Annotated in this window: 20 protein-coding genes; 19 read left to right on the top strand and 1 reads right to left on the bottom strand. The window is 46.0% G+C overall.

Annotated features, from left to right (window positions below):
- The first annotated feature begins 224 nt into the window (after nt 1-224).
- The 10 genes from V8G47_RS11115 (at nt 225) to V8G47_RS11070 (ending at nt 14,719) form a co-directional block, all read left to right on the top strand.
- Nucleotides 225-4,577 carry a S8 family serine peptidase gene (locus V8G47_RS11115; RefSeq protein WP_336200165.1) on the top strand — a complete coding sequence of 1,451 codons (4,353 nt, stop codon included), beginning with the start codon at nt 225-227 and terminating at the stop codon, nt 4,575-4,577.
- Between the two features lie 207 nt (nt 4,578-4,784).
- A complete protein-coding gene (locus V8G47_RS11110; RefSeq protein WP_336200164.1) occupies nt 4,785-6,578 on the top strand; it encodes a methylmalonyl-CoA mutase family protein in 1,794 nt (597 codons plus the stop codon).
- The gene (gene scpA / locus V8G47_RS11105) at nt 6,565-8,721 is read left to right on the top strand and encodes a methylmalonyl-CoA mutase (RefSeq protein WP_336200163.1); all 2,157 of its coding nucleotides are present in this window, start codon (nt 6,565-6,567) and stop codon (nt 8,719-8,721) included. Before V8G47_RS11110 ends, scpA begins: the two co-directional genes overlap by 14 nt.
- Complete coding sequence (meaB, locus tag V8G47_RS11100) at nt 8,721-9,776, top strand: methylmalonyl Co-A mutase-associated GTPase MeaB (RefSeq protein ID WP_336200162.1); 1,056 nt, start codon at nt 8,721-8,723, stop codon at nt 9,774-9,776. The genes scpA and meaB overlap by 1 nt, the downstream gene beginning before the upstream one ends.
- A 99-nt stretch (nt 9,777-9,875) precedes the next feature.
- Nucleotides 9,876-10,313 (top strand): BrxA/BrxB family bacilliredoxin, encoded by a 438-nt coding sequence (locus V8G47_RS11095; RefSeq protein WP_034758093.1) that lies wholly within the window; start codon nt 9,876-9,878, stop codon nt 10,311-10,313.
- 580 nt (nt 10,314-10,893) lie between these two features.
- Nucleotides 10,894-11,670 carry a transporter substrate-binding domain-containing protein gene (locus V8G47_RS11090; RefSeq protein ID WP_336200161.1) on the top strand — a complete coding sequence of 259 codons (777 nt, stop codon included), beginning with the start codon at nt 10,894-10,896 and terminating at the stop codon, nt 11,668-11,670.
- A gap of 76 nt (nt 11,671-11,746) precedes the next feature.
- Nucleotides 11,747-12,406 (top strand): amino acid ABC transporter permease, encoded by a 660-nt coding sequence (locus tag V8G47_RS11085; protein ID WP_336200160.1) that lies wholly within the window; start codon nt 11,747-11,749, stop codon nt 12,404-12,406.
- Complete coding sequence (locus V8G47_RS11080) at nt 12,399-13,115, top strand: amino acid ABC transporter ATP-binding protein (protein WP_336200180.1); 717 nt, start codon at nt 12,399-12,401, stop codon at nt 13,113-13,115. The genes V8G47_RS11085 and V8G47_RS11080 overlap by 8 nt, the downstream gene beginning before the upstream one ends.
- Nucleotides 13,116-13,220: 105 nt before the next feature.
- Nucleotides 13,221-14,198, top strand: coding sequence for an aromatic acid exporter family protein (locus tag V8G47_RS11075; RefSeq protein WP_336200159.1), 978 nt, complete (start codon nt 13,221-13,223; stop codon nt 14,196-14,198).
- A 20-nt stretch (nt 14,199-14,218) separates the two neighbouring features.
- Entirely contained in the window at nt 14,219-14,719 is a 501-nt protein-coding gene (locus tag V8G47_RS11070) for a L,D-transpeptidase (RefSeq protein WP_336200158.1), read from the top strand.
- A gap of 54 nt (nt 14,720-14,773) precedes the next feature.
- Here the strand turns inward: V8G47_RS11070 and prli42 are convergent, their stop codons facing one another.
- Complete coding sequence (gene prli42 / locus V8G47_RS11065) at nt 14,774-14,869, bottom strand: stressosome-associated protein Prli42 (protein ID WP_156029987.1); 96 nt, start codon at nt 14,867-14,869, stop codon at nt 14,774-14,776.
- A gap of 188 nt (nt 14,870-15,057) precedes the next feature.
- Between prli42 and mce the strand changes: the two genes are divergently transcribed.
- The 9 genes from mce (at nt 15,058) to V8G47_RS11020 (ending at nt 24,631) form a co-directional block, all read left to right on the top strand.
- Complete coding sequence (gene mce / locus V8G47_RS11060) at nt 15,058-15,471, top strand: methylmalonyl-CoA epimerase (protein WP_336200157.1); 414 nt, start codon at nt 15,058-15,060, stop codon at nt 15,469-15,471.
- Between the two features lie 5 nt (nt 15,472-15,476).
- The gene (locus tag V8G47_RS11055; protein ID WP_336200156.1) at nt 15,477-17,024 is read left to right on the top strand and encodes an acyl-CoA carboxylase subunit beta; all 1,548 of its coding nucleotides are present in this window, start codon (nt 15,477-15,479) and stop codon (nt 17,022-17,024) included.
- Nucleotides 17,025-17,100: 76 nt separating this feature from the next.
- Nucleotides 17,101-18,225 (top strand): tripeptidase T, encoded by a 1,125-nt coding sequence (locus V8G47_RS11050; RefSeq protein ID WP_224519557.1) that lies wholly within the window; start codon nt 17,101-17,103, stop codon nt 18,223-18,225.
- A 259-nt stretch (nt 18,226-18,484) separates the two neighbouring features.
- Nucleotides 18,485-18,955, top strand: a complete 471-nt coding sequence (locus V8G47_RS11045) for a chemotaxis protein CheW (protein WP_336200155.1) — start codon at nt 18,485-18,487, stop codon at nt 18,953-18,955.
- A 21-nt stretch (nt 18,956-18,976) separates the two neighbouring features.
- Complete coding sequence (locus tag V8G47_RS11040; protein ID WP_336200154.1) at nt 18,977-20,230, top strand: DNA polymerase IV; 1,254 nt, start codon at nt 18,977-18,979, stop codon at nt 20,228-20,230.
- 163 nt (nt 20,231-20,393) lie between these two features.
- Nucleotides 20,394-21,800 carry an NADP-dependent phosphogluconate dehydrogenase gene (gene gndA, locus V8G47_RS11035; RefSeq protein WP_061809695.1) on the top strand — a complete coding sequence of 469 codons (1,407 nt, stop codon included), beginning with the start codon at nt 20,394-20,396 and terminating at the stop codon, nt 21,798-21,800.
- 127 nt (nt 21,801-21,927) lie between these two features.
- Nucleotides 21,928-22,851: an AAA family ATPase gene (locus V8G47_RS11030; protein ID WP_336200153.1), complete on the top strand. Its 924-nt coding sequence runs from the start codon at nt 21,928-21,930 to the stop codon at nt 22,849-22,851.
- Nucleotides 22,848-23,948, top strand: coding sequence for a DUF58 domain-containing protein (locus tag V8G47_RS11025; protein WP_336200152.1), 1,101 nt, complete (start codon nt 22,848-22,850; stop codon nt 23,946-23,948). Before V8G47_RS11030 ends, V8G47_RS11025 begins: the two co-directional genes overlap by 4 nt.
- A gap of 23 nt (nt 23,949-23,971) precedes the next feature.
- A complete protein-coding gene (locus V8G47_RS11020) occupies nt 23,972-24,631 on the top strand; it encodes a hypothetical protein (protein ID WP_336200151.1) in 660 nt (219 codons plus the stop codon).
- Nucleotides 24,632-24,639: the final 8 nt, after the last annotated feature.

Here is a 24,639-nt window from a genome sequence, read left to right as displayed (position 1 = left end):
TTGAAGTTATATTATAAGAGTGACTTTATCCTTATGAAAAAATCGGGATTCGTGACTTTTCAATCAATTACTGAATTTTCAGATTTATTTCGACAGCAACTTACAACATTTTACATATAAACTTGGTTATCTTTGGTTTAACACCTACTATTTTCCAAGGTTGGTGTTCGTAGGAGGTGACAGGTGGATCGGTTGGATTTATAAAAAGACTGGGAGGGAATTAGATGTCAGGAAGAAAACGTAAGGCAAGATGGTTATCCATTGTACTCACCTTAGTCATGTTTGTCCCCTTGATGTTTCCATTCAATGCAGGGGCGGCAAATACCTCACAAGCGGCTCTGTCGAAAGAAAAGCCATCCACATCAGCCAATGAGTCGGCAAAAGTAAGTCCACAATCAAAAATCACAACAACATTACAGGAACAATTTAAGAAAAAGGAACAGGTCACATACTTAGTGAAATTCAAGGACCAGGTAGATACGGAAGCTGTATCTAAAAAGGCGGCTGAAACAGCGAAAAAGCAGAAACTGTCTGCTAATAATAAGAAATTATTAAAACGGAATATGGTCGTCTCAGAGCTTCGCGCTAAAGCCCTTGAATCTCAGGCAGAAGTAAAGAAATACTTAGCGAAAGAGAAGAAGTCAGGTGCAGTAAAGGAAATCAAAGACTTCTATGTTGTAAACGGAATGGCCGTTACAAGTACGAAGAAAGTCATGGAGAAGATTTCAACCTTTGCTGAAGTGGAAAAAATCCTGCCGAATGAAACGAGACAAATTATCCAGCCGGCAAAGGCAAAAGCTTCTTCATCCGCAGTGTTGGATAAAGAAGCCCCAAAAACTCCTGCATCGATCGAGTGGAATATCGATCGGGTAGGAGCACCGGCGGTCTGGGAAATGGGGATCGATGGGGCAGGAACCGTCATCGCCTCCATTGACACCGGGGTACAGTGGGATCATCCGGCATTAAAAGAAAAATATAGGGGGTATGACCCTCAGAATCCTGATTCACCGGACAACGAATTCAACTGGTTTGATGCAACTGCAGGACAGAGTGCGCCATATGACGATCAGGGTCATGGAACACACACTGTGGGTACAATGGTCGGTTCTGAGCCCGACGGCAGCAATCAAATCGGTGTAGCGCCGGGTGCCAAGTGGATCGCGGTCAAAGCGTTCACGGCCGATGGTGGAACCGATGTAGACTTACTGGAAGCGGGAGAATGGATTCTGGCACCTAAAGATGCTGAAGGAAATCCACATCCTGAAATGGCTCCAGATGTAGTCAATAACTCTTGGGGTGGCGGAGCCGGACTCGATGAATGGTACCGGGATATGGTAAGTGCGTGGAGAGCGGCAGAAATATTCCCTGAGTTTTCTGCAGGAAATACAACACTATTCAATCCGGGAGGACCAGGATCGATTGCGAATCCGGCAAACTACCCTGAGGCATTCGCAACCGGTGCAACGGATATCAACGATCAATTGGGAAGCTTCTCATTACAGGGGCCTTCTCCTTATGAGGAAATCAAGCCTGAGATTGCCGCACCGGGAGTAAATATCCGCTCTTCCGTTCCAGGTGGCAATTATGAAGGAGGCTGGAATGGAACATCGATGGCTGGTCCACACGTAACGGCAGTCGCTGCCCTGTTACGACAAGTGGATGCAAGCTTAACAGTGGATGAAATCGAAGAAATCCTTATGTCGACCGCTGTTCCGTTAACAGACGGAACATTCCCGGAATCTCCAAATAACGGGTATGGACACGGCTTGGTCAATGCGTTTGATGCAGTATCATCCGTTATGAGCGGAATCGGTAAAGCAAAAGGACAGGTTTCAAAAGAAGGTGATGACACGGAAGCTCCTATCATCAGTCATGACGCACCACAAGAAGCATTTAAAGAAATGAATCTGCCATTACAAGCAGAAGCAAGTGATAATGTCAGTGTGACGAATGTAACCCTGAATTATCAAAATCAGGACGGGGAATGGGTAGAAGTTGAAGCCAGCAGAACATCAGGCGACTACACATCAGGAACGTATGAGGCGATCATCCCGGGTGAGGACCTGACAGGAGACCAGGTCACGTACAAGTGGGTTGCAATGGACTTCGGTGGAAATGAAGTCGAATCTGATACGTATACTGTAAATCTGTTACCGGGTATCACAGTAGGGTATGAGCAAGACTTTGAAGCAGATCCGACCGGTTGGACATCCTACGGTCCAGGGAACAGCTGGGAGTGGGGCGTACCGGCGAGTGGTCCGGGAAATGCTTCTTCAGGAGAAAAAGTATATGCCACCAACTTAGACGGAACATATGACAACAGCTCGAATATGTCACTTCAGATGCCTCCGGTCGATTTACCGGATGGAGAGAGCTTCCTACAATTTAAACAGTGGCATGAACTGGAACGCAACTATGATTACGGCCATGTGTTTGTTTCCACTGATGGTGAAGAGTGGACACAGGCACTGCGAGTGAATGGAAATACCGACGGATGGGTTGACGGCGAAGTGGATCTGAGTCAGTATGCAGGTCAGCGTATATACATTGCATTCAACGTTACATCCGATGGAAGTGTGACAAAACAAGGCTGGTACCTTGATGATGTGAAGCTTACCTCAGAATCAAATCTTCCAGCCAAGAAAATGAATCTTGGTTTGAAATCGAAGGATGAAAAATCATCCTCTGTCTCGAAAAAGCCAAGTGTGAACCCATCTAAGATTACATTGAAAAATGACGTGAAGAAAGATGATAAGACGGATCAATCAGGTCCGGCCCCTGTCCTTCTTCCGCTACAAGCAGAGGTAAGTGTATTGGAAACGGGCCGTTCCGTTTATACAAATCCTGCGAATGGATCGTATGAAATGACTCATGCAGCAGGTGAATTCACATTGCAGGCATCCACATACGGTTATAGATCCGAAACACAAAGTGTGACGATTGAAGCCGATCAAACATCGACTGCCAACTTCACCCTTGAAGAAATCCCTCAAGGGAATATCACCGGAACCGTCACGAACGAAGTAACGGGAGAACCGGTTGAAGGAGCAACGGTCTTTGTTCTTGAAGATGCAGTAGTAGAGCCGGTTGTAACAAATGCCAATGGAGAATATGAATTAGAAGCATACGAAGGGGATTACACCCTGAAAGTGGTTGCGCCTTACTATTATAGTAAGGAAACGAGCGTCACCGTTGAAGGCGGGGAAGTCACAACCGCCGATGTATCCTTGGAACCATTCATCGGGTATCCTGGTGAGATCGGGTACGATGATGGAACAGCAGAAAATGCACGTGCATTCTATGATGCTGGAAACGGCTGGGCCGTCAAGATGTCCCTTGAAGAAGGAAATGATACGGCACTTGTGACAGGCGGACTATTCCGGTTCTGGGATACTGAATGGCCTGTACCAGGAGGGACTGAATTCCAGGTTGCCGTATATGATGCAACTGGACCTGACGGGGCACCTGGTAAGAAAATCGCCGGTCCATTCGATGGTACCGCATTGCGTAACGGTGAATGGACGCATGTGGATCTCAGTGAGCACGGCATCATGGTCGAAGGAGACTTCTATATGGTGTACATCCAGTCTGCACCAAATCCGAATGCGCCTGGACTTGGGACAGATGAAGATGGAGAATATGCCGCAAGGAGCTGGCAGTTCGTCGGTGGAGCCTGGTCACAGGCACCGGAAGACGAGGGGAACTACATGATCCGTGCAACCGTAAATTATGAGGTGACGGCACCGGTCTTCACTTCACCGAAGGATGGATCATTTACCAATAAAGATTCCGTTACGGTTGAAGGGACTTCTGCCCCGACTACGACCGTTCATCTCTTTAATGGAGAAGAGGAAGTAGCGACAGCCGACACAGGTGAGGATGGAACATTCTCTGCCGATGTTTCCCTGCATGAAGGTGAGAATGTATTAACCGCCAAGGCAGCGACGGAACAGGGCATGACGGGTCCATCGGATTCTGTGACGGTAACACTTGATCAAGTGAAGCCGGAACTTGCCATCACCTCACCGGAGAATGACATGAAAACAAATCGTGAAGCGATCACGGTTAAAGGAACCATCGCAGATGAAAATCTTGCATGGGTGAAGGTGAATGGTGAAAAAGCTTCTGTCAAAGACGGCGAGTTCAGTCATCGAATTCTACTGAATGAAGGGGAAAATGTCATTCAGGTGGTCGCGAAAGATAAAGCAGGGAACAAAAAGAAGCAAAAAGTGACGGTACTAGCGAAGTTTGGTGACATTGAGATTGAGAATCTTCTTCCTGCAGAAGATAAAGAACTGAAGAAAGGCGAATCCGTTAGGATCGAATTTGACAGTGAGCCTGGATTGGACGCGACATTTGTCATTCAAATGCCTTTGACAAATGCACGCTCACAAGTCACAAACGCCACTGAACTTCCAATGATGGAAACATCAGAAGGTCATTATGAAGGTTACTATACGGCTACTTCCAATGTGAAGGCGCCGGGAGCCGTGATTGAAGTGAAAGTTTCCGATGATTATGGAAATGTCACGACTCAGCGTGCTGAAGGTAAATTGTATATCAATTCAAAAAAATAAGCATAATGGGGAGAAGAGTTGGGACGTCCAACTCTTCTTCTTTTTTATACTCATTTTCCTGAGAGATTGATGAAAGGAGTTTTATATACTAAAATAGTATTAGTATAAACATTTTGAATTTTCAAAGGGGATACTTGCTTATTTAGAAGAATCTTAGTGAAAAATTATGTAAACGATTACAAGAATAGTTTACGGAAGAGGGGTATTATGAAGCTTAGTGATATGAAAAGCCAATCATTCAGTCGTCATACACTGTCACAATGGGAGGAAGCGGCTGAAAAAGCGTTAAAGGGGAAGGGAATAAGTTCCTTACATACAAGCACATATGAAAATATTGATCTTAAACCATTATTTGTAGCGGAGGACGCACCTCGACGTGATAGGGTGAAGGATTATATCCCGAATATTGATCACAAATTGGAACGCACTCATAAATGGTACATTGCCCAACCCATCAAAAGAAAATCCTGGGGAGAACTTTCAGAAGCCGTGAGGGATGCGTTGTCCCGGGGGCAAAACTGTCTGTCGTTTTTCATTGGGGACTTGGATAAAGCAGAGGACCTGGCCTCATTCATGAACGACTTTGGAGAGTTTGATGCTCCTATTTTTTCGATTGATAAGGCTACGTCCATGGCCCTGCATGGAAAGAAGGATCTCCCCGAGAGAAAGGGGATGACAGGGGTTATCGGTTACGATCCGATCTCAGAGGAAGAATGGTCCGATGAAAGCAGATTGGAACGATGGCTGAATGATGTCGAAGGCTCGGGTATGGAGCTTACAGGGATTAAAAGCCTGATTGTAAACTCAGCTCCCTACCATAACAAAGGAGCAAGTGCGATACAGGAGCTTGCTTATGCACTGAGTGAAGGTGTCGCTTATTTGGAGGCTGTTCAGGATAGAGGATGGGAAATCGAGAAGGCTGCCGAGACCCTACATTTCCATTTTTCAATAGGCAGTCATTTCTTTATGGAGATTGCTAAAATCAGGGCATTCAAGAAATTGTGGCAGGCCGTATTGACCACTTACGGCTTGAGTGAACAAACACTGGTAAAATTCATCAGCATCAGTGCAGAGACCTCCCGATTCAACAAGTCGGCCCTCGATGTTCATGTCAACATTCTCCGTGGGGGCGGGGAAGCATTCTCTGCGATCCTTGCAGGGGTCGATTATCTTGTCGTGGCCCCGTTCAATGAGGTTAGCGGTGATGTGACTCCCCTCGCTGAAAGGATTGCCCGAAACACTCAACTTATCCTGGGTGAAGAAGCTCATTTGAATAAGGTCCTGGACCCAGGCGGCGGTTCTTATTACGTGGAATGGCTTTCAGATGAAGTAGGAAAGCGTGCATGGAAGGAATTCCAGCAGGTGGATAAAGAGGGGGGGATCCTTGCCCTCCTCGCTAATGGATCGATAGATGAAAAGATAAGAGTAGTAAGGGAAGCCCGCATACAGGATTTAGCCACCCGGAAGAACTCCATGATCGGGACGAACATTTATGCAAATCTGGAAGAGACCCTTCCGATTTCTCCAGAAGCGGGAGAACGTCTCTCTCTTCCTTTTGAAAGATTAAGAGAGCGGGCACAGAAACTCGGAGATAATCCCATGGCCGGCCTGATCGGGTTAGGTGAACTGAAAACATATAAGACCCGTGCCGATTTTGTAAAAGGATTTCTAGCGACGGGTGGTATTCAGGCGCATCAAAGTACGGATTGCTTCTCCAAGGAAGATATCCTCCAATTCGTGGAAGAAACCCGGTATCCCTACTATGTGGTGTGTGGAAAGGACGAAGATTATCACGATAAACTTTCAATGATCACTGAAGCCGTCCATCACGTTGATTCTTCCATTGTGATTGACCTGGCGGGCAGGATTCCTGATGAAAGCAGAAGTGAATGGGTCCGGAAGGGATTGAACGGGTCCATCTACAACAAACAAAACATACTTGTAAAACTGGATGAACTATTAGCCATCTGGGAGGAGGGGAAAAACAATGACGAAGCCTGATTGGCAACAAATCGACCCGTATTCAACTAATGAGGCAGCGGGGGAGATTCCCCTTACCGGCACTCCATACGAAACAAATGAAAAAATCGATATAAAACCTTTATATACAAGAATAGACTCGGAACATATTTCTCATGGAGAAGATTTACCGGGCCTCGCCCCGTACACAAGGGGGCCCTATCCGACGATGTATGTGAATCGTCCTTGGACGGTCAGGCAGTATGCGGGTTTTTCTACCGCTGAAGAAAGCAATGCATTTTATAGAAGAAACTTAAGTATGGGGCAGAAAGGGTTGTCGGTGGCATTTGATTTGGCGACTCACCGCGGGTATGACTCGGATCACCCAAGGGTTGTAGGGGACGTCGGAAAAGCAGGCGTCGCCATCGATTCCATCCTGGATATGAAGATATTGTTCGACGGGATTCCCCTTGATCAGATGTCCGTGTCCATGACAATGAACGGGGCTGTTCTGCCCATCCTTGCTTTTTATATCGTGACGGCAGAGGAGCAGGGTGTATCGAAGGAGAAGCTCTCCGGTACGATACAGAACGATATCTTAAAGGAATACATGGTGAGGAATACGTACATCTATCCACCTGAAACATCCATGAACATCATTGCGGATATCTTCGAGTATACTTCCAAACACATGCCGAAATTCAACAGTATCAGTATTTCCGGGTATCATATGCAGGAAGCCGGGGCACCTGCTGATATCGAGCTTGCCTATACCCTGGCGGACGGTCTCGAGTATGTCAGGACCGGCCTCCAGGCAGGGATTGATATCGATTCCTTCGCACCGAGGCTGTCATTCTTCTGGGCGATCGGCATGAATTATTTCATGGAAGTGGCCAAGATGAGGGCGGCGAGGAGGATCTGGGCGAAAATGATGAAAACATTTAACCCACGGAATCCAAAATCGATGGCGCTCAGGACCCATTCCCAAACATCCGGATGGAGCTTGACGGAGCAGGATCCTTATAATAATGTCATCCGTACGTTACTCGAAGCCCATGCAGCTGCGATGGGCCATACGCAGTCGCTCCATACCAATGCCCTTGACGAAGCGATCGCACTCCCGACAGACTTTTCGGCGCGTATCGCCCGCAATACCCAGCTGTATCTTCAAGAAGAAACGGGCATAACGAAAGTGATCGACCCATGGGCAGGTTCCCACTATGTCGAGACACTGACTCATCAGCTGATGGAAAAGGCATGGGAGCATATTGAAGAAATCGAAGAGCTCGGAGGCATGACGAAAGCAATCGAAACAGGCCTGCCGAAGATGCGCATCGAGGAAGCCGCTGCAAGAAGGCAGGCGATGATCGATTCAGGGGACGAGTCCATCATCGGGGTGAATAAATACCGTCTGGATAAGGAAGATCCGATTGAAACACTGGACATTGACAATACCGTGGTCAGACAGAAGCAAATTGAACGGATCCAAAAATTGAAGGCAGAACGAAATGAAGAGAAAGTGGTTAACACCCTGGAAGCTTTGACGCGAACGGCAAAGACAGGAGAAGGGAACCTTCTTGAAAAAGCCGTCGATGCTGCAAGGGCACGTGCCACTTTAGGGGAAATCTCCGATGCGATTGAAAAAGTATCGGGAAGGCATAAAGCGACGATCCGGAGTATAAGCGGGGTGTACAGCTCGAATTTTTCAAATGAACAGGAAATCAATATCGTGAAAGAGATGACGGAAGAATTTTTGGAGAATGAAGGAAGAAGACCTCGAATTCTCATCGCCAAGATGGGGCAGGACGGTCATGACAGGGGGGCGAAAGTGATCAGTACGGCATTTGCCGATCTTGGATTCGATGTGGATATCGGACCGTTGTTCCAGACCCCTGAAGAGACGGCTCTGCAGGCCGTTGAAAATGATGTACATGTCATTGGTGTCAGTTCATTGGCTGCCGGTCATAAAACGCTTCTGCCTCAACTAGTGGCGGAACTGAAGAAACTGGGAAGGGAAGACATCCTTGTCGTCATTGGCGGGGTGATTCCAGCGGGTGACTATGACTTCCTTCTATCCAACGGGGCATCTGCCGTCTTTGGCCCTGGAACGATCATACCTGTAGCCGCACAAAAAGTGATCAAAGAAATTTATGAAGTGCTCGGCTATGAGGAAGTGGCTGAATAATGACGGAGTATCAGCCGGAACGAAAGAAGCGGTTTGTGAAAAAGAAAAAAGATCCTGTTTCGATCAGTGACTTAAAGGCCGGGGTCCTGAACGGGGACCGGAGTCACTTAGCGAAAGCCATCACGTTGATCGAGAGCAATGCAGAAGAGCATTATGCGTTGGGACAGGAGCTGCTGCAGGAACTTCTCCCCCATACCGGTAATAGTTTCCGGATCGGGATCACGGGTGTGCCGGGAGCAGGGAAAAGTACGTTTATCGAACAATTCGGGGAAATGTTATGTGAAGAGGGTCTGCGTGTAGCCGTCCTTGCCATCGACCCGAGTTCCTCCATTTCAGGTGGCAGTATTTTAGGCGATAAAACAAGGATGGAGCAGTTGTCGAAGAATCCACGTGCCTTTGTCAGGCCCTCCCCAACGACGGGGACGTTGGGCGGGGTCCACAGGAAAACGAATGAGACCCTCCTTTTATGCGAAGCGGCAGGGTATGACCTCATCATTATAGAGACCGTAGGCGTCGGTCAGAGCGAAGTCATGGTCAGACAAATGGTCGATTTCTTCCTGCTCCTCGTCATCACCGGAGCAGGAGATGAGCTTCAGGGAATGAAAAAAGGGATCATGGAGCTTGCCGACGTGCTGCTCGTAAATAAAGCCGATGGAGAGAATAAGCCACTCGCCGAGAAAACGAGGAGGGAGCTCAATCAAATCCTCCACTTTCTCGTTCCTGCCACAAAAGGCTGGAGTTCAAAGGCTTATACCTGTTCGGCGCTTAAGAATGAGGGATTGAAGGAACTATGGGATGTGGTTCGACAATTCGAAGAGCAGACAAAAGAACAGGGTGTATTTAAAGAAAGAAGGCTTCTCCAAAAGCAGGAATGGTTCCATACGATGCTGAAAGAAAGGATACTATCGGACTTTTTCTTTCATAAAACCATCAAGGCATCCCTCCCTACTATGGAAGGCCGGGTGAAAGAAGGGGAGTTTACGACTTCCCAGGCAGTGGAAGATTTGCTGAAACAATACAAAGAAGCCTTACTTCATGAGAATAGGTTATTTTGATTGAAAGATAGGGTTTGAAATTGTTATGATAGGGGTATATCAGATCCCTTTGTAATTTGTGAGATATGATTAAGTCAGCGATTAAAGGAGAGTTCAAGCATGGATATAGATTTCAACTTATTTATGAACGACGTTGTCCGCCAGGCCCGTCAAGAAATCGAAACAGCAGGGTATACCCAATTGACAACAGAAGAAGAAGTGGATCAGGCTTTTTCTAAAGAAGGTACAACACTTGTCATGGTCAACTCGGTTTGTGGATGTGCAGGAGGGATCGCCCGTCCCGCAGCCGCTCACTCCATTCACTTCGATAAGCGTCCGGATCAATTGGTCACGGTTTTCGCCGGTCAGGATAAAGAAGCGACTGCGAAAGCACGCAGCTACTTCACAGGTTATCCGCCATCTTCACCGTCATTCGCACTATTGAAAGACGGAAAGCTCCTGACGATGGTTGAAAGACACGAGATTGAAGGACATGATCCAATGTCCGTTGTGAACAAACTTCAATCGTACTTTGATGAGTATTGCGAAGAGGTATAAAAAATTTCGTCAAGTTTCTCACTGTTAGAGTGAGAGGCTTGACGTTTTTTTATTTTTGGAGAGATATATTTAGTTGGGTAAAATTCCTTATTTTGTAAAACGACGCAATTCAAAATGGAAATGACGGAATAAATGGATAAACGACGCAATTATTTCAATAATGACGCAATCAACTCTTGAAATGACGCAATTAAAGCAACAGGCATGACATTTAACCCCTATTCATCCCAAAAAGCTTCGTCAAGACCTTCCAAACCCCCATTGGAATACTTCTTTTCTATTTAATTCATACACCAGGAACCAGATTAAGAGATAAATAAAGCACTTTCCACTAATTGTACAACTTCGGTGGATTCAAATAGCGACGCTCACTATGCATATATCATGCATAAAAATCATTAACAACTAACATTAATGTAGCTGAAATAGCAAAATAAGCATATAAATTTTCAGAAAATATAATCATTTATCAATATTTATAAAAAGTATTGCATAAATATTGAACTCTGCTACAATACGAATATAGTAATTAATATACATTATATATTATATTTATACACAAAACTCAGGAGGAATCACAATGAAAAAGCTATTATCTCTCGTATTAGTATTAATCCTTTCTGCTACCCTGGCAGCATGCGGCTCAGGAGAAGACAAGCCTGCTTCCGGGGAATCCAAGAAACTGATCATGGGGACGTCGGCCGATTATAAACCTTTTGAATTTGTCGACACGGCCAACAGCGACAAAATCATCGGGTACGACATCGATCTTGCCAATATGCTCGCCGATGAAATGGGATACGAAATCGAAATCAAGGATATGGAATTCAGCGGATTGATCTCTGCACTGAAAACCGGCCAGGTGGATTTCGTCCTTTCTGCCATGACGCCAACGCCGGAACGACAGAAGAATGTTGACTTCAGTGATGTCTACTACACGGCTAAAGATATGATCATCTCGACAAAGGAAAGCGGCATTCAGAGTGAAAAGGATCTGGATGGAAAAACGGTGGGAGTACAATTAGGCTCGATTCAACAAGATGCGGCAGAAGAACTTTCAAAATCCATCAAGCTGAAAGTGGACACTCGTGATCGTATTCCTGAACTGATCCAGGATCTTCAAAATGGACGCTTTGACGCCATCATCATCGAAAATACAGTGGCAAACGGATATTTGGACAAGAATAAAGAGCTTCAAGGAAATACGATGAATGTAAATGAAGAAGAGGCAGGTTCTGCGGTTGCCCTTCCAAAGGATAGCGAGCTGACAGGTGAATTCAATGACGCATTGAAGAAGCTTAAAGACAGTGGAGAACTGGATAAACTCGCTGAAAAATGGTTTGACGGAGAACAGTAGATTGATGAAGGGCTAACCTCTAATCCGGTTAGCCCTTCCTATTAAATGCCACATTACAACGTTGGAGGGGACCATTATGCCACTAGATTTTGAACAACTGATTCCTTCGATCCCCTTTATTTTGGAAGGATTGAAGGTCACACTTAAAATTGTCGCGTTAGCAGGGGTGCTCGGGTTCCTATTCGGTATTCTTCTTGCCCTTTGTAAAATTAGTTCCATTAAACCTTTGACCCTGCTGGCGGATCTTTATACATCCGTATTCAGGGGAACTCCCCTCGTCCTTCAGCTGATGATCATCTTCTACGGCTCGCCTCAGCTTTTCGGGACACAGATTGAACCTTATTACGCAGCGATCCTCGCTTTTTCCCTTAATTCGGCTGCCTATATATCCGAAATCATCCGTGCGGGGATCAATGCAGTGGACAAAGGGCAAACGGAAGCCGCGATGGCTCTTGGAGTGCCTTACCGATTGATGATGAAAGACGTGATCCTGCCTCAGGCGATCAAAAATATCCTCCCTGCGCTGATGAACGAATTCATCACGCTCACCAAGGAATCCGCCATCGTCACGGTGATCGGTGCTGCAGATGTAATGAGGCGTTCATACATGGTTGGAAGTGACTTGTATTCCTTCTTTGAACCGCTTTTATTCGCAGGACTGATCTATTATGTGCTCGTTATGATTCTGACAATACTAGGGAAAGTGCTGGAAGGGAGACTGCGTGGAAATGATTAAAGGGGAACAGATAACCAAGTCGTTTGGAAAGCTTCAGGTATTAAAGGGAATCGACTTCTCGGTCGAGAAAGGGGAAGTCGTCGCATTGATCGGTCCATCGGGTTCAGGGAAATCCACTTTATTGCGATGTTTGAATCACCTGGAAGAACCGACAGCGGGATCGATTTACTTTGAAGGAGCCCTTGTGAAGGGGAAAGCCATCAACAAGGTAAGACAGGACATCGGCATGGTGTTTCAACATTTTCACCTTTTTCCTCATATGACCGCTTTGGAGAATGTCATTTACGCACCAATGAAAGTGAAGGGCATGAACAAAACGGAAGCTGCGAAATTAGGGACGGACCTCCTGACAAAAGTCGGTCTGAAAGAAAAATGCAATGAATACCCGAACCGGTTATCAGGTGGACAGAAGCAGCGTGTGGCCATTGCAAGGGCCCTTGCCATGGAACCGAAAGTCATGTTATTCGATGAACCGACGTCTGCCCTTGATCCCGAAATGGTGAAAGAGGTTCTGGATGTCATGAAATCACTCGCTCACACAGGGATGACGATGATCATCGTGACCCATGAAATGGGGTTTGCAAGAGAGGTTGCGGACAGGATCCTCTTCATGGATGATGGAAAGATCATTGAAGAGGGAGAACCGCAAGCCTTTTTCTCCAATCCGCAAAGTGACAGGGGAAAAGGATTCCTTGAAAAAATATTATAGAGATGAAGGATTAACGGCATCATCCGTTAATCCTTCTTTTTATGTTCAACCCTGTTTATGGTATTCTAGAGTAGCTAAAAAATGAAGTAGTTAGGAGAAAGATGAATGTTTCGAATCGGATATCGGACACTTAAGACAGGAATCGGCACCGCGGCTGCCATCAGCATCGCCCAGTGGTTCCACCTTGATAACTTCGTATCAGCGGGGATATTGACGATCCTGTGCATTCAGAATACGAAGAAGAAATCGGTGAATGCATCATGGAGCCGTTTTTTGGCGTGTGTGATCGCCATGGTTTTTTCTGCCGCCTTTTTTGAATTTCTTGCCTATCACCCGGCGGTCATCGGTTTGCTGCTTCTTGTATTCATTCCCATCACCGTTGCCTTTAACATCAAAGAAGGGATTGTCACAAGCTCCGTCATCATCCTTCATGTATACTCAGCGGGACATGTCACCCTTGGCCTTTTTGAAAATGAGCTTGGAATCATCGTGATCGGGATCGGGATTGCCCTTTTGATGAACCTGTATATGCCGAGCGTCGATAAAAAGATGATCGAGTATCAGGAAAAAATCGAAGCGAACTTTTATAAGATTTTCTGTGAAATGATCAACTATTTAAAGACAAATGACAGCGATTGGGATGGCAGGGAGATCACGGAAACGGAGCAGCTGCTCAAAGAGGCGAAGACGATAGCGTTTAAAGATGTAGAGAACCACTTTTTAAGGGATGAGAACTTATACTATTTATATTTCAAAATGAGGGAGAAGCAGTTTGAAATCCTTCAGCGCATCCTGCCGATCGCCACAAATATTTCATTAACCGTCGAGCAGGGTCATCGCATCGCAGATTTCCTGGAAGAACTGAGCGATCACATCCATCCCGGGAACACGGCGCTCCTTTACTTGAAAAAACTGTACGATATGAAAGTGGAGTTTGAGCAGATGGAGCTGCCGAAAACGAGGGAAGAGTTTGAAACGCGTGCCGCTCTTTACCAATTTGTTCAGGAAATGGAACAGTACCTTCTTCTGAAAAGCTCGTTCAAAGGAATAAAAAAGGAGGAAAGTGAAGCAAACTACACCTAAAACATGAAGAAGGTGATAGGATGCGCTTACTTCTTGCCATTATATTGTTCGCATCTCCCATATGGCCACTCGGCAGGAACCCGATCCCGGGAGATCCGTTTATCATCGTGAACAAGGAAAACAATCAATTGGCATATATAGACGACGGGAAAATACAGGCTACCTTTCCCGTCGCTACAGGAAAAACGGCCGAGCTCACCCCGGAAGGTTTATTTAATGTTACGGTTAAAGCGAAGGACCCCTACTATCGTAAGAAGAACATCCCTGGCGGGGACCCGAGAAACCCCCTCGGAACACGTTGGATTGGATTCGATGCAGAAGGGACGGATGGCAGGATCTACGGAATCCACGGGACGAACCGGCCATCGAGCATAGGGAGATATATCTCCAATGGATGCATCCGGATGCAGAATAAGAATGTTGAATATCTGTTTGACAAAGCACCTGTCGGCACCAAGGTACTCGTCGTGAAAACGAAGAAGAGCTTCAATCAGGTGGGGAAAGAATACGGTGCGCTATAAAAGAGGAGCTGCTTATCGATGGATTCGAAAAGCAGCTCCTTTTAGTTACTATTTTTATAATAAGAATGACAGTCCTGCCATGATCGTTGATGCAATCATCGCAAACAGCATTACAAATACAATGATCTTTTGCATTTTTTTATTACCCATCGTATCGCTCCATTCTTCCACATAAGCGTGAGATAATTTTCATCTCTATTTTAACGTGAATAACGAGAGAAGACAACCACCCCAATAAAAGAAAACGCTTTAATTATTCGTCTCTTTAGGAGGAAATTCGACAACAGGTATGGAATACTATATGGGTGGAGCATGCAAACAACAGGGGGATGATAGGGATGAAAAAGGTAGATCATATCGGAATAGCAGTTTCATCAATAGACAATGTTCTCGCATTTTATGAAGATACTCTCGGTCTTTCACTACTGAAGATCGAAGAAGTAAAGAATCAAGGCGTCAAGGTAGCATTCATGGATAGCGGAAACCTTAAACTCGAGTTACTGGAGCCACTACATAAAGAAAGCCCGATTGCGGCATTCATAGAAAAAAAGGGTGAAGGGATTCACCATATAGCCTTCGGTGTAGAAGGAATCGAGGAGCGCATAGAAGAGCTCCAGACCAAAGGGGTACGGATGATCAACGAAACGCCGAAGCCTGGTGCCGGCGGGGCATCCGTCGCCTTCATGCATCCGAAATCAGCCCACGGCGTTTTATACGAGCTTTGTGATAAATCCAACATCAAAGGGGAGTAATCATAATGGATATTTATGAGAAAATCAATGAATTATACGACCGCAGAAGAGAAGTGGAGCTTGGCGGTGGAGATGAAAAAATAGACAAGCAGCATGAAAAAGGAAAGCTGACAGCAAGGGAGCGGATCGATATCCTGGTTGATCCGGGGAGCTTTGTGGAGTTGAACCCATTCATCGAGCACAGATGCTCAGACTTTGGACTTGAAGGGGTACAGGGACCTGGTGACGGGGTTGTGACAGGGTACGGAAAGGTGAACGGGAAACCGATTTACTTATTCTCCCAGGATTTCACGGTGTTCGGCGGTGCACTTGGAGAAATGCACGCGAAGAAGATCTCCCATGTGATGGATCTTGCCGTCAAGAATGGTGCTCCGTTCATCGGATTGAATGATTCCGGCGGTGCCAGGATTCAGGAAGGGGTCGTTTCTTTAGATGGCTATGGACATATCTTCTATCGAAACGCCGTCTATTCAGGTGTGATTCCGCAAATATCCGTCATCATGGGCCCTTGTGCCGGTGGAGCGGTTTACTCCCCTGCCATCACAGATTTTGTCTTTATGGTGGATGAGACGAGCCAAATGTTCATCACAGGACCTAAAGTCATTGAAACCGTGACAGGGGAAAAAATCAGCTCCGAGGATCTCGGTGGGGCCAAGGTTCATAACTCCATCAGCGGAAATGCCCATTTCCGTGGGAAAACGGAAGAAGAGGTGTTACAAGAGGTTCGAAGATTATTAACATACCTGCCTCAAAACAATGAAGAGAAGCCTCCTCGCCTGGACGTGGATGAAGAGGATGATTACCGTGCCAACTTAACGGACCTGATTCCATTTGATGCGATTCGTCCATACGACGTCCGGACCGTCATCAATGAAATCGTCGATGAAGGAAGCTTCATGGAAGTTCAGAAGGAATTCGCCAAAAACATCGTTGTGGGGTTGGCCCGCATAAAAGGAGAAGTCGTCGGACTTGTATGCAACCAGCCAAAGTTCATGGCGGGTGGCCTTGATATCGATTCTTCCGACAAAGCGTCCCGGTTCATAAGGTTCTGTGATTCATTTAATATTCCTCTCATTACGTTTGAGGATGTTACGGGATTCTTCCCAGGGATCAAGCAGGAACATGGAGGGATAATCCGTCATGGGGCCAAGATTCTATATGCGTATTCTGAGGCGACAGTCCCTAAAATGACCGTAATCCTAAGGAAAGCATATGGCGGGGCGTATGTGGCCCTTAACAGTAAATCGATCGGTGCGGATCTTGTCTTTGCCTGGCCGAATGCGGAAATCGCCGTCATGGGGCCTCAAGGAGCAGCGAACATCATTTTTGCCAGGGAAATTGCATCGAGCGATAACCCTGAAGAGCTGAGGGAACAGAAGATAGAAGAATATCGTGAAAAGTTCGCGAATCCATACGTCGCCGCGTCCCGTGGGATGGTGGATGATGTCATCGATCCCCGTGAAACCCGGATTAAATTGATTCAAGGACTGGAAATGATGAGAAACAAACGGGAAGAACGTCCGAAGAAAAAGCACGGGAATATCCCCTTGTAAAAGGTGTACCATTTGTTGAACCCGGCTATTCACGCTATACTATAGGAGTGAATACATATTTGTGGAGGTCTACTAAATGATTAATGAAGAGCGTTTATTAAATGAATTCCTGGAATTGGTCCAAATCGATTCTGAAACGAAAGAAGAAGCGGAAATCGCGAAAGTATTAACAAAAAAATTCTCCGACCTTGGAGTGGAGGTATTCGAAGACGACACAATGGGTGAAACGGGCCACGGTGCCGGCAACCTGATCTGTACTTTAAAAGGGAATAAAGATGGAGTGGATACCATTTATTTCACTTCCCATATGGATACAGTGGTCCCTGCCAAAGGGGTAAAGCCTACTCTTAAAGAAGATGGCTACATTTATTCCGATGGGACAACCATACTCGGAGCCGATGACAAAGCCGGTCTTGCCACTATGCTTGAATCCGTGCGCGTCCTTAAGGAAAACAATATTTCCCACGGTGACATCCAGTTCATCATCACGGTAGGGGAAGAATCAGGTCTCGTTGGAGCAAAAGCCCTCGATTCCTCTCTTGTCAAAGCGAAATACGGTTTTGCCCTTGATAGTGACGGAAAAGTCGGAAACATCATTGTAGCAGCACCGACACAGGCTAAAGTGAAGGCGACGATCTACGGGAAAACGGCACACGCAGGCGTAGCTCCTGAAAAAGGCGTTTCTGCCATCACGATTGCAGCGAAAGCCATCTCTAAAATGCCACTTGGCCGTATCGATGAAGAAACGACTGCGAACATCGGCCGCTTTGAAGGTGGAAAAGCAACGAATATCGTATGCGAACAAGCCGACATCCTTGCTGAAGCCCGTTCACTGGTTCCTGAAAAAATGGAAGCACAGGTAGAAAAAATGAAAGCTGCCTTCACTTCCGTTGCCGAAGAAATGGGCGGGAAAGCGGAAGTCGAGGTTCAAGTCATGTACCCAGGCTTCAAGTTCAAAGACGGTGACGAAGTAGTGGAAGTGGCAAAACGTGCGGCGAAGAAAATCGGTCGCCCGAGCGAGCTGCTTACAAGCGGAGGCGGAAGCGACGCCAACGTCATCGCCGGATTCGGAGTGCCGACCGTCAATCTCGCAGTAGGCTACGAAGAAATCCACACAAAGAGCGAAAGAATGCCAGTAGAAGAACTGAACAAACTCTCTGAAATGGTCATAGCCATCATCAAAGAGGTGGCTGGGGAATAGAAAAGCGGAGGGGCTTTGCCCAGAGGCGACAAGCATAAGGTGAACCGACCGGAAAGGCGTTCTTTGCCTTTTTGGTCGGTTTAACTTATGACCTCGAGCCTCTAAGCCCCGTAGCTGGACAATAGAAAAGCGGAATGTCCACGTGCAAAAGGGTTTTCTTTTGTGCGTGGACTTTTTCTTCCTTCAAATCAGCGCCTTATTGTGAAATATGGTACATTAGTAGTATACATATCAGAAATGCGAGAGGGGACGTTATACATTGCCGAAAGTAGTTGTATTTCATGCCGGAAAAGAAGAATATGCTCTGCCGATTCAGAACGTTGTATCCATTGAAAAGGTGGAGGAGATCAGGGCGATCCCTCACTTACCCCCATTTGTCCTTGGACTTGTAAAGGTCAGGGGAGAGCTGATTCCGGTCCTTGATTTAGGGAACATCCTTTATGACACCCCTGCGATTGCCGAAAAAGGAATGTTTCTCCTGGTCGTCCAGACGAAAACGATGCAGGTCGGTCTGGTCGTGATGGAAGCAAAGGAAATAATTGAAGTCCCAGATGAATCGATTACGAACGTCGGTTTACTTGCTTATTCGAAAACAACCTATTTTTCAGGTATCATCAATCTTGAAGATTCCCTTTTAACCCAAATCGATCCCGATGTTTTAGTAGAAAGCTTAGAAGGTATTAAAGAAATAAAGGATTACGTGAACGAGCAAAAAACACATCAAAACTAGACAAAGAAAGCCGCGATTGAAATGAACTCACACTATCCCAAAAACGGACGAGTGATCCTTCATGTTGATATGAACAGTTTTTATGCCTCTGTAGAGATGGCCTATGATCCTACTCTCTTGGGGAAACCCCTTGCTATAGCCGGTAATCCACAGGAAAGACGGGGCATCATCGTGACATGCAGCTACGAAGCCAGGGGCTTTGGTGTGAAAACGACGATGCCTCTTTGGGAGGCTAAAAAACTCTGTCCGGATCTGGTTATCATGACACCCAACTTCGACCGTTACCGTGCCGCCTCCAAAGGAATATTCGATATCCTCAGACAATATACAGAATTAGTGGAACCCGTGTCGATTGATGAAGGGTATCTCGATATTACGGATTCCTTCGAGAAAGGAACTCCATTACAAATTGCCTCGGACATTCAGGCCCAGATCAAGGGTCAGTTAGACCTTCCCTGCAGTATAGGTGTTGCGCCCAATAAATTCCTGGCGAAAACGGCATCAGATATGAAGAAACCTATGGGAATCACCGTGCTGCGTAAACGGGATATCCCGAATAAGCTGTGGCCGCTCCCCGTCATTGAAATGCATGGGATTGGTCAGAAGACTGCCGAGAAGCTGAATTCAATCGGTATCCATACATGCAGCGATCTTGCCCATGCCAACGATATCCAGTTGAAGTCACTGCTCGGGATCAACGGGCTCCGTCTTAAAGAGCGAGCCAATGGAATCGACAGAAGAAATGTGGACCCGGAGTCGATTTATGATTATAAGAGCGTAGGCAATTCCACTACCTTGCCAAAGGATACCACGAATCAACATGAGCTTTTAATGGTTGTGGAAAAGCTTTGTGCAAAGGTATCGTCCCGACTTCAACAAAAGGATGTACTGGGAACGACGATCCAGCTGATGATCCGGGATAAGTTCAGGAAGACCATCACCAGAAGCAAAAAGGTGGAAAACCCCATCTATAAAAAAGAAGACCTATTCCGCCATGCGAAAGACTTATTCCTGAAGCATTGGGATGGGGATCCTGTAAGGCTCCTGGGGGTCACGGCACAGGATGTAGTGGAGAAAAACGAAGCCACGGAACAGCTGGACTTATTTTCTTATAAGAAAGTCGCCGAAAAGGAACCACTCTACAACGTATTATCCAAGCTTCATGACAAGTTTGGGAAAGATTCCATCTCTCAAGGGATTAAAGCCAAGAATAAGAAAAAGTCTTATGACCAGAAACAGGACACAAGCTTCAACAAAGACTTTTTAAGGGAATGACAGTTGTAAATGGGGACACCTTAAAACAGTGACGTACTTCTCAATCGGATTATTTGCATCAGTGACCCATTCTTGTTAGATTGAAATAGACTCCGGTCATTCATTTGATATAACTGAAGCAGTAATGAAATCATGATTCTATAGATGAAAGGACGTTGATGTTATGGCTCAGGAAATTGGTGTTATCGGATTAGCCGTTATGGGTAAAAACTTGGCATGGAATATTGAAAGCAGGGGATACTCTGTTTCTGTGTACAATCGTTCCAGTGAGAAAACGGAAGAAATGATGAACGAATCGAAGGGCAAGAATGTCAATCCTACATATTCAATCGAGGAATTTGTCAACTCGTTGGAAAAACCCCGCAAAATTCTTCTGATGGTCAAAGCGGGAAACCCGACAGATGCCACCATCGAACAATTAAAACCCTATCTTGAAAAAGGTGACATCCTGATTGATGGGGGGAATACGTTCTTCGAGGATACCCGTCGACGCAATCAGGAACTAAGCGAACTTGGCATTCATTTTATCGGAACGGGTGTGTCCGGTGGGGAGGAAGGTGCCCTGACAGGTCCTTCCATCATGCCTGGAGGACAGAAGGAAGCATATGATCTCGTGGCTCCTATCCTGAAAGATATCGCAGCGAAGGTTGACGGAGACCCTTGTACGACGTATATCGGTCCCGACGGTGCTGGCCACTATGTGAAAATGGTGCACAACGGTATCGAATACGGAGATATGCAGTTGATCGCGGAATCCTACTTCCTGATGAAAAATGTCCTTGGCTTAAGTGCAGAAGAACTTCATGAAGTGTTTGCGGATTGGAATGAAGGTGAGCTTGACAGCTATCTCATCGAAATCACAGCCGATATCTTTACGAAGAAGGATGAAGAAACCGGCAAGCCGATGGTGGATGTCATACTAGATAAAGCAGGTCAAAAGGGTACGGGTAAATGGACAAGTCAAAGTGCATTGGATCTCGGTGTATCTTTACCGATCATCACGGAGTCTGTCTTCGCCCGCTTCATTTCAGCGATTAAAGATGAACGAGTAAAGGCGAGCAAGATGCTGAAAGGTCCAGATACGAAACCATTCGATGGTGATAAGAAAGCATTAGTCGAATCGATTCGGAAAGCTCTTTACATGAGTAAGATCTGTTCGTATGCGCAAGGCTTCGCCCAGATGCGTTCTGCGTCTGATGAGTACAAATGGGACTTGCAATATGGAGATATCGCCATGATCTTCCGCGGAGGGTGTATCATCCGTGCACAGTTCCTGCAGAAGATTAAAGAAGCATATGACCGTGAATCCAATCTCACTAACCTTTTACTCGATCCTTACTTCAAAGAGATCGTCGAAAGCTATCAATACGCACTCCGCGAAGTCATCAGTGTAGCCGTCCAGAATGGCGTACCGGTTCCCGGCTTCTCGGCAGCCCTATCTTATTATGACAGCTACCGTACAGAAACGCTTCCTGCGAATTTGATCCAGGCTCAGCGTGACTACTTCGGTGCTCATACCTACGAACGTGTGGACAAAGAAGGCATTTTCCATACGGAGTGGATGAAATAATTGAATGATTCAAGCCTCTTTCTGATGAAGAAAGGGGCTTTTTTTTACGTGGATTTTCTGATAATCCACTCCAAAATGAGGTGGTATATGTTACCATTATATTACATATTCAGATAGGGGTGGCGAGATGCTTCAATTGATGAAAGAAAATATAGCCAAAGTCATGATTGATAAAGAGAATGAGATAGAGTTAATGATTATTGCGTTATTGAGCGACGGCCATGTATTGCTGGAAGATGTCCCGGGTACAGGGAAGACCACCATGGCAAAATGCTTTTCAAAGAGTATCGATGGAACGTTCAACCGTCTGCAATTCACCCCGGACACCCTCCCTTCCGATATTGTCGGACAGGAATATTTCGACGTGAAAGCGAGTGACTTTAAAGTCAGGAGAGGGCCGGTATTCAATAATGTCCTTCTTATCGATGAAATCAACCGGGCAGTACCCCGTACTCAGTCGGCACTACTGGAGTTAATGGAAGAAAAGACAGTGACCCTTGGTGGAGTCACCTACCATTTACCACAACCCTTCTGCGTCATTGCCACACAGAACCCCTTCGACTCCGTAGGTACGTTCCCGTTGCCGGACGCGCAGCTTGACCGCTTTCTATTGACGATCAAACAGGGGTACCCGACACCTGAAAAAGAAAAGATGATGTTAAGGAGATTCCGGGCCGCGAATCCCCTTGAAACCATCGGGAGTGTCATCTCCATTGATGAGATCCTCCAGTTAAAACAGAGTGTAAAAGATGTTCTTGTCTCGGAGGAAATAGAGGATTATTTGATGGATATCATTCAACAGACGAGGCAGCATCGCTATGTGGAAGTCGGGGTGAGTCCCCGTGGATCCATTGCCTTCATGAGGGCGATCCAGTCAAGGGCTTTCTTGTACGGAAGGGATTTCTGTACGCCGGAAGATGTGAAGGAATTGGCACTGCCTTTATTGGCTCACAGAATGTCGTTGAATGTGGAGGGGGAAGTGAAGTCATCGAAAGAAGCAATCATACACGAAATCCTTGACCTTACCTCCGTTCCGGTCGAAACATCATGAAAATCCATAAGGAACCACCCTTTATCTTCGCACCACTGGTCTTGCTCTTGAACGTGATTCTGATCATCATCAGCAGTTTCGCAGGGTACAGCTTCCTTGTATTTCTATTCTTCCTGATTCTTTCTTTCGCTCTATTCTCGAAGATCTACTTGAACATCCAGCATCCTAAAATCTCGTGGAGCATAAAGAAATACCATGAAGCTTCAAGCATCGATGAAGCGGTCACCTGCTATATTGAAATCAGGAATGATTCCTCGCTCCCTTTGTATCGTCTTAAAATGAACATAGAGACGAGAAGTGATCATGACCTCGTGTTCACAAGCATTGATGGTGAGAGCAGCATGTACTCACTGTCACTGGACCTCCCGGCTAAATCTCAAAAGACGATACCTGTCGTCCTAAAGGGAAAAGGCAGGGGGATCCACCGCCTATACAATCTCGAATTTATACTGGGAGATCCGCTGTCCCTGCGAACGTATCGTCTGGAATATGGGGAGGACGAACTCCCCTCATTCAAAGTTCTTCCCCGGATCGGAAAGATCCATGACTTGAAGCTGAAGTCCATGCTTCAGGGATATAAACAGACTACCTACTCCCTGTTTCTGGATGAGACGAGCATCATAGGGACCAAAGAGTATGAGAATGAAAGTTTCAGACATATCCACTGGCTTGCGACTGCCAAAGAAAACAAGCTTCTTGCAAAAAAATACCAGAAAGTCCACGGAGATATCTATTCCATTTTCCTTAACATGGTCGGAGCGGGTCAGTTTCACCTCAGAAAAGACATGGAGGAACTGATTGAGTACACCGTATCGGTCTGCCTGTATTTGATTAAAGAAGGATGCAAGGTGGAACTGTGGGTCAATTATGCGACCGAACAACATGACGTCATGCGCCTCAGAAACGACCTTGACCGCACACAATTGAGAAAACTGATCGAGACGCTTGCAGTCATCAACCCAAATGGGAGATTCTTCTCAACAGACCGCTTCTATCAACTTTCACTGAAGGCGAAGGACAGCAAGTCACTCGGACTGGTCATCGGGACCCCGCCTGAGCCGACAAGGCGTGAACAGCTTTTGCACATCAAACGGTGATAGAGGAATGAGAGGAGGTTGTCATGTTGAAAAAAGTAGGGATAACATTTCTTTTTATTCTCATCTGTGCAGTGGCAAGCTTGGTATGGATGGAATTCCTTAATGAAACGACTGGAAAAATCAAGGGGTTTTACTATGTAGAGGATAACGGTGGAGAACGGGATCTCAATCTTGGTCCCGGGAAAGAAGGCAGAACGATTTCTGACAGGCGACTCGATAAGCCGGTCGTTGTGGATGAACCTTTACCATGGCTCATCGACCCTTTTTCAGGTGAAATAGGATCTAGGAAAAGTGTAATAAAGAAATACGTGTTTTTCGTGATTCTAACGATTGTTTTCCTCTTCTGGTATCTTCGCTATAAGAAAAAAAGGAAAGTGGTAAAAGAAGATCTTACTGAAACATCGGTCAATCGGCTTATCGTTAACCAGGGTATGGTAGAGGGGGGAGATAACAGGACAATTATCTCTCCAGAGGAGAAGATGAATGAAATCCGACAGTTGCTGAAAGACTGGGAGAATCATCTAAACAGCCTACAGAGGAAAAAGAACCACGAAACGATCCAAGAATGGTTCAAGCGGATCAAGGGACCGGTTGACATCATCCCCATTTATGAAAAAGTTCGATATGGAGAGAAGGACTTCTCCACGGAAGAGGTAGATTTACTTAGGAAAATATTAAAATAGGGGAAAGG

The sequence above is a fragment of the Rossellomorea sp. LJF3 genome (assembly GCF_037046045.1).
Lineage (GTDB): Bacteria > Bacillota > Bacilli > Bacillales > Bacillaceae_B > Rossellomorea.
Note: the sequence above shows the minus strand (reverse complement) of the source record. Positions and strands in the feature narration are given on the sequence as shown.